14 protein-coding genes are annotated in these 14,781 nt (G+C 60.2%); 3 read left to right on the plus strand and 11 right to left on the minus strand.

What is annotated here, in order from left to right; translation table 11 throughout:
- The first annotated feature begins 50 nt into the window (after nucleotides 1-50).
- Nucleotides 51-1,688: a diguanylate cyclase domain-containing protein gene (locus ALTER154_RS03210; RefSeq protein WP_160085220.1), complete on the plus strand. Its 1,638-nt coding sequence runs from the start codon at nucleotides 51-53 to the stop codon at nucleotides 1,686-1,688.
- Nucleotides 1,689-1,691: 3 nt separating this feature from the next.
- Here the strand turns inward: ALTER154_RS03210 and ALTER154_RS03215 are convergent, their stop codons facing one another.
- Together ALTER154_RS03215 and ALTER154_RS03220 are read right to left on the minus strand one after the other, a co-directional pair.
- Entirely contained in the window at nucleotides 1,692-2,486 is a 795-nt protein-coding gene (locus ALTER154_RS03215) for a hypothetical protein (protein WP_160085221.1), read from the minus strand.
- A gap of 91 nt (nucleotides 2,487-2,577) precedes the next feature.
- Entirely contained in the window at nucleotides 2,578-3,324 is a 747-nt protein-coding gene (locus tag ALTER154_RS03220; protein ID WP_090248548.1) for a tellurite resistance TerB family protein, read from the minus strand.
- A 364-nt stretch (nucleotides 3,325-3,688) separates the two neighbouring features.
- Between ALTER154_RS03220 and ALTER154_RS03225 the strand changes: the two genes are divergently transcribed.
- Nucleotides 3,689-4,360, plus strand: coding sequence for a transglutaminase-like cysteine peptidase (locus ALTER154_RS03225; protein WP_160085222.1), 672 nt, complete (start codon nucleotides 3,689-3,691; stop codon nucleotides 4,358-4,360).
- 4 nt (nucleotides 4,361-4,364) lie between these two features.
- Here the strand turns inward: ALTER154_RS03225 and recJ are convergent, their stop codons facing one another.
- From recJ to ALTER154_RS03240, 3 genes are all read right to left on the minus strand, one after another.
- Nucleotides 4,365-6,077 carry a single-stranded-DNA-specific exonuclease RecJ gene (gene recJ, locus ALTER154_RS03230; protein WP_160085223.1) on the minus strand — a complete coding sequence of 571 codons (1,713 nt, stop codon included), beginning with the start codon at nucleotides 6,075-6,077 and terminating at the stop codon, nucleotides 4,365-4,367.
- A 172-nt stretch (nucleotides 6,078-6,249) separates the two neighbouring features.
- Complete coding sequence (locus tag ALTER154_RS03235; protein ID WP_160085224.1) at nucleotides 6,250-6,789, minus strand: YaeQ family protein; 540 nt, start codon at nucleotides 6,787-6,789, stop codon at nucleotides 6,250-6,252.
- Nucleotides 6,790-6,883: 94 nt separating this feature from the next.
- Nucleotides 6,884-7,447, minus strand: a complete 564-nt coding sequence (locus ALTER154_RS03240; protein WP_160085225.1) for a rhomboid family intramembrane serine protease — start codon at nucleotides 7,445-7,447, stop codon at nucleotides 6,884-6,886.
- A gap of 259 nt (nucleotides 7,448-7,706) precedes the next feature.
- On the opposite strand from ALTER154_RS03240, the gene ALTER154_RS03245 reads away from it, so the two are divergent.
- Nucleotides 7,707-8,906: a CaiB/BaiF CoA-transferase family protein gene (locus ALTER154_RS03245; protein ID WP_160085226.1), complete on the plus strand. Its 1,200-nt coding sequence runs from the start codon at nucleotides 7,707-7,709 to the stop codon at nucleotides 8,904-8,906.
- An 83-nt stretch (nucleotides 8,907-8,989) separates the two neighbouring features.
- Here the strand turns inward: ALTER154_RS03245 and ALTER154_RS03250 are convergent, their stop codons facing one another.
- From ALTER154_RS03250 to xerD, 6 genes are all read right to left on the minus strand, one after another.
- Nucleotides 8,990-9,724 carry an ABC transporter substrate-binding protein gene (locus ALTER154_RS03250; protein ID WP_160085227.1) on the minus strand — a complete coding sequence of 245 codons (735 nt, stop codon included), beginning with the start codon at nucleotides 9,722-9,724 and terminating at the stop codon, nucleotides 8,990-8,992.
- Nucleotides 9,725-9,755: 31 nt separating this feature from the next.
- Nucleotides 9,756-10,016, minus strand: coding sequence for a ribosomal protein L7/L12 (locus ALTER154_RS03255; protein WP_218585074.1), 261 nt, complete (start codon nucleotides 10,014-10,016; stop codon nucleotides 9,756-9,758).
- Between the two features lie 89 nt (nucleotides 10,017-10,105).
- Nucleotides 10,106-11,515: a threonine synthase gene (gene thrC / locus ALTER154_RS03260; RefSeq protein WP_160085228.1), complete on the minus strand. Its 1,410-nt coding sequence runs from the start codon at nucleotides 11,513-11,515 to the stop codon at nucleotides 10,106-10,108.
- Nucleotides 11,516-11,580: 65 nt separating this feature from the next.
- On the minus strand, nucleotides 11,581-12,885 hold the full coding sequence (locus ALTER154_RS03265) for a homoserine dehydrogenase (protein WP_090248560.1): 1,305 nt from the start codon (nucleotides 12,883-12,885) through the stop codon (nucleotides 11,581-11,583).
- 112 nt (nucleotides 12,886-12,997) lie between these two features.
- Nucleotides 12,998-13,723 (minus strand): bifunctional protein-disulfide isomerase/oxidoreductase DsbC, encoded by a 726-nt coding sequence (gene dsbC / locus ALTER154_RS03270; RefSeq protein ID WP_160085229.1) that lies wholly within the window; start codon nucleotides 13,721-13,723, stop codon nucleotides 12,998-13,000.
- Nucleotides 13,724-13,816: 93 nt separating this feature from the next.
- Entirely contained in the window at nucleotides 13,817-14,713 is an 897-nt protein-coding gene (xerD, locus tag ALTER154_RS03275; protein WP_160085230.1) for a site-specific tyrosine recombinase XerD, read from the minus strand.
- Nucleotides 14,714-14,781: the final 68 nt, after the last annotated feature.

Below are 14,781 nucleotides of genomic sequence, written 5' to 3' on the forward strand. Positions count from 1 at the left end.
ACTCAAACTCACCTGTACACTGCCTACCCGCCCTCAGGAGCCGTCGTGCCATGACTTCATCGCACAGCCTGCGTAGCCGCTTCGCCATTCTGATCGCCCTGCTGGTCGCCAGCCTGAGCTGGTTGCTCGGCACCCTGATTGGCAATGACGCCAGCCAGCGCATCCGTGAGGAAGTGGGCCGCGACCTCGCCGAAGTCTCCTTTATGATGGTTGATCGCCTAGACCGTGACATGCAGAGCCGCGCCGCCATGCTGCAGGTGATCGGCAAACTGCGCGCCCTGCGCCAGCCAGACGATATTGTTGAAGTGCGCGTGTTGCTTGATCGCCTGCAAACCGAATTCCCGAGCATCGCCTGGATCGGTTTTACCGATACCCAGGGCACGGTGCTGGCCTCAAGCGATGGCGTGCTTGAGGGCGCCAGCATCGGCCAGCGCCCCGTGTTCCTCGAAGCACAAAAAAACGTATTTATCGGCGATGTGCATGAAGCCGTGCTGCTGGCCAAACTGCTGCCCAACCCAACCGGTGAGGCCATGAAATTCGTTGATATCAGCCTGCCGGTGTTTGCCACAGACGGCAGCCTGGTGGGCGTGTTGGCCTCGCACCTGTCCTGGTCGTGGGCTGACGAAGTGCGCCGGGCCATTCTCGAACCGATCCAGAAACGCCGTAATGTCGAGTTCTTTGTGATCGGCAAGGACCGCACGATCCTTCTGGCGCCCAAAGACATGATCGGCCAACGCCTGCACCTGCCCGCCCTTAACGAAGTGACGCAACGCGATGACTTGTGGGCCGTGCAGGAATGGCCGGACGGCAAGCAGTACCTCACGGGCCTGGCGCTGAGCCAAGGCCACATGGATTACAAGGGGCTGGGCTGGACAGTAATTGCCCGCCAACCGCTGGACGAAGCCTACGCCCCAGCGCGCGAAACCACGCTCTACATTCTGCTTTGGGGTAGCGTCCTGGCGCTGCTGTTTGCGCTATTGGGTTGGCTAATCACCGGCTACTTCACCCGCCCCTTGCGGCAGATCGCCGAGGCGGCGGACCGCCTCAGCGCCGGAGAAATCAGTGCGATACCGGAGCTGAAAAGCACCCGGGAGATCGAAGCACTCAGCAACTCGATCCGCCATTTGGTGGAGAGCCTGACTCACCAGCAAAACGCCCTCGGCGTCATGGAAAATCTCGCCCACCACGACGCCCTCACCGGCCTGCCCAACCGCGTCGCCTTGGAAAGCTACCTGCCACGCGCCCAGCAACGCAGCCAGGCCAACAGCAATTGCCTGGCGTTGTTCTATCTGGATCTGGATGGTTTCAAGCCGATCAATGACCAGTTCGGCCATGCTGCAGGCGATCAGCTGCTACGCGAGGTGGCGGTGCGCCTGCGCAGCTGCCTGCGCGAAGGTGATCTGGTCGCGCGCCTGGGCGGGGACGAGTTCCTGATGGTGCTTCAGGTACCCAGCAGCGAAGCCCTGGTGCAAGCGCAGCTGATAGCCGAACGCACCCTGGCGGCGCTGAGTGCGCCGGTCGATTTGGGCAACAATCAGGTCAAGGTCGGCTGCAGCATCGGCGGAGCACTCTGGCCGCTGGACAGCAGCAACCTGGCCGAAGCACTGGAACTGGCCGACCAGGCCCTGTACCGGGCGAAACATGCCGGCAAGAACTGCGCGGTGTTCCACACGGCCTACAAACACTGAGGCTTATTTAGCCCGCAGACGCAGCAACTGGTCCGCCATCTCGGCCGCGTGCCGCTCGACCACCAGCGGCACCAGGTTGTCGTTGTAGCCGACCAGACGCGAGTAGATAAACTTCCAGCGCGTCTGCGCCCGTTGCAAACGCTGTTGCTGCTCGCCGGTCAACTCAGTGGCTAGGGTGGCGAGTTCGGCATCAACCTGCTTGGCCAGCACATCGATATCCTGATTCAGGTAATGCTGCTGTTGCTCGGGCAGGGTCTCGATATCGCCGACATAAGCCCGCGCGGTGTAGCGCGCCGCCAGGTATTGCACCTTGGCCGGCAGGCTTTGCAAACGCAGATCCGCCGCTGGCAACGGCTGCGCCAGGCCTTTCAGCAGTTGCTGCTCAAGTGCCTCCAGGGCCGCCACCAGCTCGCGCAGGGCCTTGCTGTACTGGAAGTTGAATTCCCACGGCAGGTCCGGCTCGCTGGGGTTATAGGCCAGGGTCTGCTCGACCAGCGCTGTAAAGGCTGCCAATGGCGGCTGCAACTGCTCCATCGCCAAGCGCGCCGAGTCGGTCAGCGGCTGCGCCTGCAAGGTCGCCATGCTTTCACGTAGTTTGCCCAGGTCAGCCTGCACCTTGGCTGCCAGCTCGGCATGCCCGCCTTCACCGCGGTGGATAAACAGATCGGTACTGGCGCGAAACACCTGTACCTGCGCCAGCTGCACTTGAGTCAGCGCCACATCAGGCGCGGACTGCGCGATTGCGCTGAAAAGAACCAGCGCCAGACTCAGCAGGCAATTCGTGTAGGTGCGGCGCATCGGGCGTCCATCCATAGCGAGGAAAGGCGCCGATTATAGGGAGGCCGCCGGCTAGCGGCCAGAACCCTGGGCAGATGGCCGCTACGCGCTATTAGCCCGCCACCAGCTCCTGACGCACCTGAGCCTCAAGTTCGGCCTTTAGCGCCGGATCCAGCTTGAGCTGACGGGCCAGCTCTTCCAGGTAGGCACGCTCCATAAAGTGCTCTTCATCGACCATCAGCACACTGGCGATATACATTTCAGCGGCCATTTCCGGCGTGCTGGCCGCACGGGCGATTTCGGCGGGGTCCAACGGCTTGTTCAATTCGGCCTGCAGCCAATGCTGCAGCTCGGCGTCGCCGGTGAGCTTGACCAGCTCGCCTTCGATCAACTCCCGCTCGCGGGCGTCGACATGACCATCGGCTTTGGCAGCGCCCACCAGCGCCTTGAGAATGGCCTGGCTGTGAATCTCGGCCTGTGGTGCCGGCAAGCGGTCCAGGGTTTGCGGCTCAGCCTGTGGCGCACTGGCTTGCTGCGCCTGCCAGTTGCTGTAGGCCTTGTAGGCAACCACACCAAGTGCGGCCAGGCCGCCGTAGGTCAGCGCCTTGCCGCCCATTTTGCGCGCACTCTTGTTGCCCAGCAGCATGCCAAGCGCGCCGGCGGCCAACGCGCCACCGCCCGCGCCTTTGAGCAGAGTGCCGAGATCACCGCCCTGGCCACTTTTACCGGCGCCGCCGAGCAAACCGCCCAGAGCGCCGCCAAGGCCACCCGCTGAACCGCCTTTGCCACCGGCGGATTTCTGTTGCATCAGGTCCTGGCCGGATTTCAACAACTGATCAAGCAAGCCACGGGTAATCATCAAGCGCTCTCCCTAAAAATGGTTGTGCAAGCACACAGACCGATTCTAGAGAGGGAGGTTTCTCGCCACCTAACGCCAGAGTGCTTCGAAAGATTGCCAACGAGTGTGAAAGCCATGAAAACCGGCTATTCGTCGGTTTTCTGCCGGTTACAGGACTGCAAATATGTCAAATAGTGGTCACCATCACATTCTGCCGATGGTCGATCTATATTTGACGCCGATAGGATGGCGCTACAAAAAATTGCCGGGAGCAATTTTTGACGTCGCACAGCGACGGCCCGTAGGGTGCCCGCCAAGGATGGCGGGCACACAAACCTCGCAACGGCAAAAGGCTATCAAGAGCCGACGCCGGAGACTTCGCGCCATGCACCCACGCGCCAATCGCCCCGCTCACCGTTTGCTGCGCAGCCTGCTTGCCAGTTGCTGGCTATTCAGCCCGGCGCTGGTGGCCGATGCGCCGACTACCCAGCACAGCGCCCTGGCTACTGCTCTCAGCGATACGCGTCTGGCCAGCTGGCTCAACCTGCTCGACAACTCCGCTGGCGACGACGAGCGCGCCCAGCTGGAGCGGGTCAACCACTTCATCAACCGTTCAGTGAGTTTTGTCAGTGACCCGCAAGCCTGGGGAGCCGACGATTACTGGGCCACGCCGGCGCAAACACTCCGCCTGGGCAAAGGTGACTGCGAAGATTTCGCCATCGCCAAATACTTCAGCCTGGTGCGTATGGGCGTGCCGAGCGACAAACTGCGCCTGACTTTCGTCAAGGCACTCAAGCAGAACCAAGCGCATATGGTGCTGGCCTATTACCCCAGCGGCAGCCAGCAACCGCTGATTCTCGACAACCTCGACCCACGCATACGCCCGGCCAGTGAGCGTGGCGATCTGCTGCCGGTGTATTCCTTCAATAACCACGGTGTGTTTCTGGCCAAGTCGCCGCAGCGCGTCAGCCAGCCTCCGGAGTTTCTCGCCCGCTGGAATGAGCTGAGCGAACGCGCGCTGGCCGATGGCTCAGCCGCGCCCTCACCGCAGAGCTAGCCAATCAGCGCGGGCTGATATGGGCGATCAGCAACTGCACACTTTCTTGCCCACGGTACTCATTGACGTCCAGCTTGTAGGCCAACTCGACCCAGCGCACGGTCGGGTTCGGCCAGATTTCGCGATCCACACCAAAGGCGATGCCATCGAGCTGCACGCTGCCGCATTCGCTTTTCAGCACCACTTTGAGGTGCCGCTCACCCACCACGCGCTGCTGCACCAGCTGAAATACGCCATGAAACAGCGGCTCAGGGAAATGCTGGCCCCATGGCCCGGCATTGCGCAGCTCCTTGGCCAGCGGTAGGTGGAACTCTTCAATGGACAAGGCGCCATCGGACAACAAACGACCGGTCAGATCGTCTTCACACAGCTGACGACGCACCTCAGCATCGAAGGCGGCAGCGAAGGCCGCGAAATTCTCCTGCGGCAGTGACAACCCGGCCGCCATGGCGTGCCCGCCAAACTTGCTGATCAGCTCAGGGTGTTTGGCGGCCACAGCATCCAGCGCATCGCGGATATGAAAGCCCGGCACCGAACGCGCCGAGCCTTTCAGCACGCCATCGCCGGCATCGGCAAAGGCGATGGTCGGACGGTGATAACGCTCTTTCATCCGTGAAGCGAGAATACCAATCACCCCCTGATGCCAATCCGCCTCGAACAGGCACAAACCAAAGGGCATGTCTTCCAACGGCAAGTCCTTGAGCTGGGCCAAAGCCTCGCGCTGCATGCCCTGCTCAATGGCCTTGCGGTCCTGATTGAGCTGATCGAGCTGCACGGCCATATCGCGGGCCAGCGCTTCGTCTTCACAGAGCAGGCATTCGATGCCCAGCGCCATATCATCCAACCGCCCGGCCGCATTCAGCCGTGGGCCAAGGATAAAACCCAGGTCGGTGGAGGTAATGCGCCGATGATCACGCCCTGCCACTTCAAGAATCGCGCGCAAGCCCGGCCGCGCGCGGCCGGCACGAATCCGTGCGAGGCCCTGATGCACCAGAATGCGATTATTGGCATCCAGCGGCACCACGTCGGCGACACTACCCAGGGCCACCAGATCAAGCAGCTCGCCCAGGTTCGGCTCTGGACGCTGAGCAGTGAACCAACCTGTTTCTCGCAGCCGCGCACGCAGCGCGAGCAGCACATAGAACATCACGCCAACGCCGGCCAGTGCCTTGCTGGGGAACGCACAGCCCGGCTGGTTGGGATTGACGATGGCATCCGCCGCCGGCAACTCGGCACCGGGCAAATGGTGATCGGTAACCAGCACAGTCAGCCCCGCGGCCTTAGCTGCGGCCACGCCTTCGACGCTGGAAATACCGTTATCCACGGTAATCAGCAATTGCGGCTCGCGCTCCAGCGCCACCGCGACGATTTCCGGCGTAAGTCCGTAGCCGTACTCAAAGCGATTGGGCACCAGGTAATCGACATGCGCTGCGCCGAGCATGCGCAAACCAAGCATCCCCACCGTGCTGGCGGTGGCACCATCGGCATCGAAGTCGCCGACGATTAGCATGCGCTGGCCTTGCTGCAGCCCAAGCACCAGCAAATCGACTGCCGTGTCCATGCCTTTAAGCTGCTGGTAGGGAATCAACCGCGCCAGGCCTTTATCCAGCTCGGCAGCAGATTGCACACCACGGGCGGCATAGAGGCGGGTCAGCAGTGGCGGCAGAGCGCCAAGATCAGGCAGGATTTCAGGAAGCGGGCGGGACTCGATACGCATGGTTATTCTTTGTCATGTAGGGCGGGTGTAACCCGCCGAAATCAAAACGGGAATGAGCACTACTCGCTTCGCTCGCCCTTCGGGCCGCGCTAAAGCGCGTTAGCCGCAAGCGGCTTGCCGAGCCTGTTTTTAACGCAGCAGGGCCGACGCGCAGCAGATCGCAAATAGGTTCTTAGCGCTCGCCAGCCAACCACTCGATCGGCAGCTCATGCTGGCCGCGCTCATCGGTGACGAACAGCTCACCGTCGCTGATCATCACGCTCCAGTTCAGCGAGCGCGGCATATCCAGCGCCAGCTTGGCCAAGGCTTCCTGGTCGAGGGCGACGACGTTGATATTTTTCAGGCTGCGCACCGGATCGAGCGCCTTGGTCTGCCAGACGCGCAGGTTGCCGTAGGCCACCAGGCTGAACTTCTCGGTACGTCGCGAGCACCAGGTGATGCGGTCGCTGTCTGGCTGGCCAACTTCGATCCAGTGCAGCACACGGTCATCCAGGCTCTTTTCCCACAATGCCGGCTCATCGACATCCGACAGGCCGCGACCGAACGCCAGCTGCTCGTGATAGAACAGGCAATAGGCCACCAGCCGCGCTGCCAGGCGCTCTTCGGTCTCCGAAGGGTGCTTGGCCACGGTAAAACGCAGGTTTTCATAGACACTGCGGTCCATGTCGGTGAGGTTCAGCTCGATTTTGTAAGTGGTAGACGGCAGGGCCATGGACGGGGCTTCTTGACTGGTCGAATAAGCCGGCAAGTCTACCGCAAAGGCAGCCCCGCCACGAACCCGAGCGCTCGGTGGAGCAGAGCCCCATTCAACCGCCCTGCTGTCGCCGCCGCGGGGTATAGCGCCAGGCCGCGTAGAGCGCACCGCACAAAGCGCCAGCCAGATGATATTCGAAGGAAATACCCTGCTGCGGCAACAGACCGAATACCCAGCCACCATTCAACAGCAGCACCAGGACCGCTAGCAGCAGGTCCAGCCAACTACTGCGAAACCAGGCACGAGCCAGCAATAACGACCAAAGCCCGAACAGCCAGCCGCTGGCTCCGACATGGATACCCTCGCGGCCGAACACCCAGACCAACAAGCCACTGCCGAGCAGTATCACCACACTTGCCTTGATAAAGTCGCGCCGCGATTCAAGTAGCGCCAGCAGACCAAGCACCAGCAGCCCGCTGAGATTGCTCAACAGATGCGCCCAGCCGCCATGCAACCAGGGCGCAAAGATAATGCCCGGCAAGGATTCGACCCGCCGCGGTATCACCCCCCAGATATTCAGGCTGTAACCGCTCAGGCTGTTACCCACCTGCAAAAGCAGCATCAGCAAGGCGATACCCAGCAGCAACTGCAGACGCACCAGCAACCAGGTTTTCATGGCCGCTCACCACTCATACAACCCAGCTGCGGCGGGGTGAAGAGGTGCTTATGCAGGCAAGGTTCGACAGTCATCATCGTGTTTATCGCACTTATTAGAGTGGTGAGCCGTTATGCCGGATATCCGCAGGGCTTGCCAGAGGGGAAATTGCGCCGGATTGACCACTGCAACTGCCACCCTTCCAGCAACAGCCTGGAGCAATAGCCCAACTGCGCACAATGCAATAGGCTTAGCCGCGCCCCACAGCCCAGGAGACAACATGTCCTTGCCCAACAAACCCCTCGCCGGCCTGAAAGTGATTGAACTCGGCACCCTGATCGCCGGCCCCTTTGCTTCGCGCATCTGCGCCGAGTTCGGCGCAGAGGTGATTAAGGTCGAGTCACCCGATGGCGGTGACCCGCTGCGCAAGTGGCGCAAGCTGTACGAGGGCACGTCGCTGTGGTGGTTTGTGCAGGCGCGCAACAAGCAGTCGATCACCCTCAACCTCAAACACGAGGCCGGACGTGAGGTACTGAAGAAGCTGCTTGGTGAAGCGGATATCCTGATCGAAAACTTTCGCCCCGGCGTGCTGGAGAAACTGGGCCTGGGCTGGGACGTGCTGCATGCACTGAACCCGAAGCTGGTGATGGTGCGCTTGTCAGGCTTCGGTCAAACCGGCCCCATGAAAGATCAACCGGGTTTCGGCGCAGTGGGTGAGTCCATGGGCGGGCTGCGCTACATCACCGGTTTCGAGGATCGCCCACCAGTGCGCACTGGCATCAGCATTGGTGATTCGATTGCCGCGCTGTGGGGCGTGATCGGCGCACTGATGGCGCTGCGACACCGCGAAGTGAACGGCGGTAGCGGCCAGATGGTGGACGTGGCGCTGTATGAGGCGATCTTCGCCATGATGGAGTCCATGGTGCCGGAGTTCGATGTGTTCGGTTTTATCCGCGAGCGCACCGGCAACATTATGCCCGGCATCACGCCCTCCTCCATCCATACCAGCAGCGACGGCAAACATATCCAGATCGGCGCCAACGGCGATGCGATCTTCAAGCGCTTTATGCAGGCCATCGGCCGCCAGGACCTGGCAGACGATGTGACGTTGACTAGCAATGACGGACGCGATGCGCGACGCGACGAGATTTATGGTGTGATCGACCGCTGGGTCGGCTCGCTGACGCTGGAGCATGTGCTGGCGACACTGAACCAGGCCGATGTGCCGGCCAGCCGCATCTTCAGCGCCGAAGACATGTTCAACGACCCACAATTTCTCGCCCGAGAAATGCTCCTGTCAGCCAAGCTGCCAGACGGAAAAGCCTTCAAGATGCCGGGCATCGTACCCAAACTGAGCGACACACCAGGCGAGGTAAACTGGGTCGGCCCGGAGCTTGGCGAACACAATGAGCAAGTACTGAGTAGTCTGGGCTACAGCAGCGAACAGATCGCCAACTTGCGCAGCGATGGCGCCATCTAATGAAGCAGCTCCAGCACAAGGACTGTGCTAACAGATCGCTTTAAACGCAGGATTGCCAACGCAGGTAGTTTTCCAACAGCACGCTAGAGGTGAACACCGTATTTGGCGTAGATCCCCTCAATAACGCCGCGCTGCTTGAGCGTCAGAATGGCTGCATCAAGCTTGCCGACCCAGGCCTCATGGCGCGGCTGAACACGCATGCTGATATCAAAAGAACTCATCACATCGCCAATCTCGAGATCCCGATACTCAGGGATCTTTGCCAGGCTGTATTGCGCAATCGCCTTATTGACCACAATTTGATCGAAGCGCGATTTGGCCAGCATCTCCAGCAATTGCGCTTCATTCAGTGCATTGCGCCGATCCAGCAGCCCCTCATCAATCAACGCACGCAGGTCTGGGTAGGCATAGCCACGCACTAACCCAACTGACTTACCGCGCAAATCCTCAGGCCGCGCCACCGGGAAGGCCTTGCCTGGGGCAAATACCATGACATCGACGACCTTGCCAAACGGTACCGAAAATACCCCTGGCGTCGACTGCCCCTGCACCCACCCCGGATAAACACCCGGCTCGATATCCAGTTGCCCGCCATTAAACAACAGGCCAAGGCGCGGATAGGGGTAGTACTGCACGTTGAAGGTATCGCCCGTCAGCTTGCCCAACTCATCGAAAATATCCTGATAGATGCCGGTCTTATCCTGCTCGATCATCATCGGCGGGTAGTTATAAAAACCAACATCAAAACTAGCGGCATGGACACCAGCCAGAGGAAAGAAACCGCACAGCAGCACAACCGCTTTGATCAACCCCTTCACCCGACTACCTCTACTGCACAACACTCTGCCGCTAAAACGCGCCAAACCACCAGGCCACTGCAGCACCCAGCACGAGCAAACCCAGCCACCAGACGATACCGCCATGCCCGCCCGACTGCACCACCGATACACCTGCCCTCTGTCGATCCGTTCCGCAGCCCTCGACTAAATCCTTGGCCTCTTTCAAGCCCAGCCCCCTGAGCTCGCGCAGCAGTTTGATCGCCTCGATTTTCTGCCCACGCTCAAGCGCCGCCACTACCTGCGCGGGTAAATCCTGATCAGACTCAGCCATCGCACATCCCTCTCCGGTAAGTAGCCAGAGCATAGCCACAAAAAAAGCCGGCCCCTTGCGGGTACCGGCTTTATTGACCAGCGCCGGGCTTACAGCGGCTTGCCGCGATTACCGTGCTGGGCCACAAAACCCTGTACGGTTTTCAGGTCATTGGCCAGTACCGTGCAGCGCTCTTCACGCTCGAATAGATCCGCCAGGTGCGCCGGCAAGGCAGGCGCCTGACCGACACCGGCCTTCTCAACGGCTTCCGGGAATTTCACCGGGTGCGCGGTACCGAGGATGACCATCGGCGTCGCCAGGCTGCGACGGCACTCTCGTGCAGCACGCACGCCAATGGCCGTATGCGGATCAAGCAGCTCGCCACACTCGTTAAATACCTCGGTGATGGTTTCGCAGGTCTGCGCATCATCCACCGCGAGGGAGTCGAACAGCTTGCGTGCTTCGGCCCAGCGATCCTGATCAACACTGAAACCGCCGCCCTGTTTGAAGGTGGCCATCAACTCGGCAATCGCCGCACCGTTACGGCCGTGCAGGTCAAACAACAGACGCTCGAAGTTCGACGACACCATGATATCCATGGACGGCGACAGGGTCGGATGCAGGGTGTCCTTCACATACTGATTGCCGCTCATAAAGCGGTGCAGGATGTCGTTACGGTTGGTCGCGACGATCAGCTGGCTGATCGGCAGGCCCATGTTGCGCGCCAGGTAGCCGGCGAAGATGTCACCAAAGTTACCAGTCGGTACCGAGAACGCGATGGAACGCGCCGGACCACCAAGCTGCAGGGCTGCGTGGAAGTAGTAAACGATCTGGGCCATGATCCGCGCCCAGTTGATCGAGTTCACCGCGACCAGACGGGTGCCCTTGAGGAAAGCCTGATCAGCGAAGCTGTCCTTGACCATTTCCTGGCAGTCATCGAAGTTGCCTTCGATAGCGATGTTATGGATGTTGTCGCCGAGGATGGTGGTCATCTGCCGGCGCTGCACCTCGGACACACGGTTGTGCGGGTGCATGATGAAGATGTCGACGTTGTCGCAGGCCTTGCAGCCTTCGATGGCCGCCGAACCGGTATCACCGGAAGTGGCGCCCATGATCACCACGCGCTCGTTGCGCTTGGCCAGTACGTAATCAAGCAGACGACCGAGCAACTGCAGGGCGAAATCCTTGAACGCCAGGGTCGGACCGTGAAACAACTCCAGCACCCACTCGTTACCGTTCAGCTGACGCAGCGGAGCGACAGCGCCATGGGCAAACACGCCGTAGGTTTCTTCGAGGATCTTTTTAAAGTCGGCATCCGGAATGCTGCCAGTGACGAACGGGCGCATAACCCTGAAGGCCAGCTCGTGGTACGGCAGACCGGCCCAGGAGGCGATTTCTTCCTGGGTGAAACGCGGCAGATTTTCCGGTACATACAGGCCGCCATCGCTGGCCAGGCCGGCGAGCAGCACATCTTCGAAATTCAGGGCCGGTGCCTGGCCACGGGTACTGATATAGCGCATAGGGGCAAACCTTCGGTTAAATCTTCGAGAGCCACCGCAGCCCGGCTGCGGCGGCCAAAAGCGGATTAGTTCAGCTGCTCGACGCGGATACGCACAACGCTGCCTACCACATCAGTCAGAGCTTCAAGGGCGCTGATCGCCTCATTGATTTGTGCCTCGAGCACGCGATGGGTGACCAGAATCATCGGCACCAGACCGTCCTGCTCCTCGACTTCCTTCTGCATGATCGACTCGATATTGATCCCGCGTGCCGACAGGATGCTCGCCACCTGGGCCAGCACACCCGGATGATCCTTGGCCTGAATGCGCAGGTAATAAGCGCTCTCGCAAGCTTCAATCGGCAGTATCGGGTGATCGGACAGCGAGTCGGGCTGGAAGGCCAAGTGCGGCACGCGGTTGGTTGGATCGGCTGTCAGCGCACGGACTACGTCAACCAGATCAGCGATAACCGAAGACGCAGTCGGTTCCATACCAGCACCCGCGCCGTAGAACAGTGTGCTGCCGGCGGCATCACCATTGACCATTACGGCATTCATCACGCCGTTGACGTTGGCGATCAGACGATCCGCCGGAATCAGCGTCGGGTGTACGCGCAACTCGATACCAGCGTCGGTACGACGGGCAACGCCGAGGTGCTTGATGCGATAGCCCAGCGCTTCGGCGTAGTTCACGTCAGCGGTGGTCAGCTTGGTGATGCCTTCGGTGTAGGCCTTGTCGAACTGCAGCGGGATACCAAAGGCGATGGAGGCCAGGATGGTCAGCTTGTGTGCAGCATCGATGCCTTCAACGTCGAAGGTCGGATCAGCTTCGGCATAACCCAGCGCTTGCGCCTCAGCCAGCACGTCGTCAAAGGTGCGACCCTTCTCGCGCATTTCGCTGAGGATAAAGTTGCCAGTACCGTTGATGATGCCGGCCAGCCAGTTGATACGGTTGGCTGCCAGGCCTTCGCGAATTGCCTTGATCACCGGGATACCGCCAGCAACAGCGGCTTCAAAGGCGACAATCACGCCCTTTTCACGCGCTTTGGCAAAGATTTCATTGCCGTGCACAGCGATCAGCGCCTTGTTGGCGGTAACCACGTGCTTGCCGTTTTCGATGGCTTTGAGCACCAGATCCTTGGCCAAGGTGTAACCGCCGATCAGCTCGATAACGATATCGATCTCAGGGTTGTTCACCAGCTCAAACACATCGTTGGTGATGCTAATACCGGTCGTGTCGTACTGCGGCTTGGGCGAGCGAATGGCAATTTGGGCAACTTCAATACCGCGCCCTGCGCGCCGGGTAATTTCCTCGGCATTTCGCTTGAGTACATTCAACGTACCGCCACCGACGGTACCCAGCCCACAGATGCCTACTTTCACCGGTTTCACACTGAACTCCCCATCTGCACTGCGTAAAACGGCCGGAGCAAGCCCCGGCCGTAGAAAAGAGCCGCACCATACGAAGCGGCTGTTTATTAGTCAATCAGGCGCATGCCTCAGATCATTTGGATTCGAGGGCAATTTTCGCCAGCTGCGGAGCTGGTTGATAGCCCGGAATGATCTTGCCATTGGCCAGAACGATGGCGGGTGTACCGCTGACCCCGATCATTTGCCCAAGGGCATACTGCTTGGCAACAGGGCTGTCGCACTGAGCATCCGCTACGCCCTGACGGCTCTTCGCACGGTTCATGGCGTCTTGCTGATCCTTGGCGCACCAGACATTCGACAGCTCTTTGGCCGCAGCACTCTCCAGACCCTGACGCGGGAAGGCCAGGTAACGCACTTCAACGCCCAAACGATTGAGCTCAGGCACTTCACTGTGCAACTTTTGGCAATAGCCGCAATCGGTGTCGGTAAATACGGTGATATGGGTTTTCGGTTGTTTAGGCGCAAACACCACCATTTCCGAAGCAGGTATGGCATCCAGCAGCTTGACCACGCCCTTACTCTCAGCGGCTTCGGTCAAGTTGACCGGCTTGCCGTCCTTGACCTGAAACAGGTAACCCTGCAACAGGAACTGGCCGTCGGCGCTGGTGTACAGCTGCCGGCCACCGGCCAGTTCGACCTGATAAACGCCGGGCATCGGACTTTCGGCAATTGCCTCAATCGGCAGAGCCGGATCGATAGCTTTCAGGCTGTTGCGAATGGCCTGATCGGCATCGGCGGCAACGCCCACGCTGCTGGCCAGACCCAAGGCCAATGCAACAACAATGCGGTTAAAACGCATACAAACTCCCGGCAGAAGACGACCTAACAATGGATGGGCGCAGCCTACCATAGAAGCCCACAGAGGCCGACCATCGCAGGCCGGACGGCGTTCTCAGCCTCGCGGGTGGTGCTGCGCATGCAACTCCTGCAGCCGCGCGCGGGCAACATAGGTGTAGATCTGCGTGGTTGACAGATCACTGTGCCCCAGCAACATCTGCACCACCCGCAAATCCGCGCCGTGATTGAGCAGGTGCGTGGCAAAGGCATGGCGCAGCGTATGGGGCGACAGGCTTTTACTGATCCCTGCCACTTTGGCCTGGTGCTTGATGCGGTACCAGAAGGTCTGGCGGGTCATCTGCTCGCCGCGCAGACTGGGAAACAGCACATCGCTGGGTTTGCCATCCAGCAGAAACGGTCGCGCCTCTTTGCTGTAACGCTCGATCCAGGCAATCGCCTCCTCACCCAACGGCACCAGGCGCTCCTTGCTGCCCTTACCAAACACCCGCAACACGCCCTGACGCAGATTGACCTGTTCCAACGTCAAGCCAATCAACTCGCTCACGCGCAAGCCACAGGCATAGAGCACCTCAAGCATCGCGCGGTCGCGCAAACCAATCGGATCATCCAACTCAGGAGCGGCTAATAAAGCCTCGACATCGGCCTCGGACAGTGACTTCGGCAGGGGTCGCCCCAGTTGCGGCAACTCCACCTGCAGAGTCGGATCACGGCTGATTAACTGCTCACGCAGGAGAAACCGGTAAAAACCACGTAAACCCGAGAGCAAGCGCGCGGTAGAGCGCGCCTTGTAGCCCTCATTCAGGCGCCAGGCCAGGTGATCGAGAATCAGCTCACGTCCCGCGTCAGCCAGCTGCACATCACGCGCCTGCAACCAGCCATTGAACAGCGCCAAATCGCTGCGATAGGCGGCGCGTGTATGGACAGACAAGCCCTTCTCGAGCCAGAGCGACTCAAGAAAACGGTCAATCAACGGGTGATCAGTAGCAGGCATCAAAAAACCTCAAACCATATGCCCCTAGTGTCCACGAGCGCAGCGTCATGGGCCAGCATTAAGCACAT

This window comes from Pseudomonas sp. 9AZ (assembly GCF_902506525.1).
In the GTDB taxonomy this organism is placed as follows: Bacteria; Pseudomonadota; Gammaproteobacteria; order Pseudomonadales; family Pseudomonadaceae; genus Aquipseudomonas; species Aquipseudomonas peli.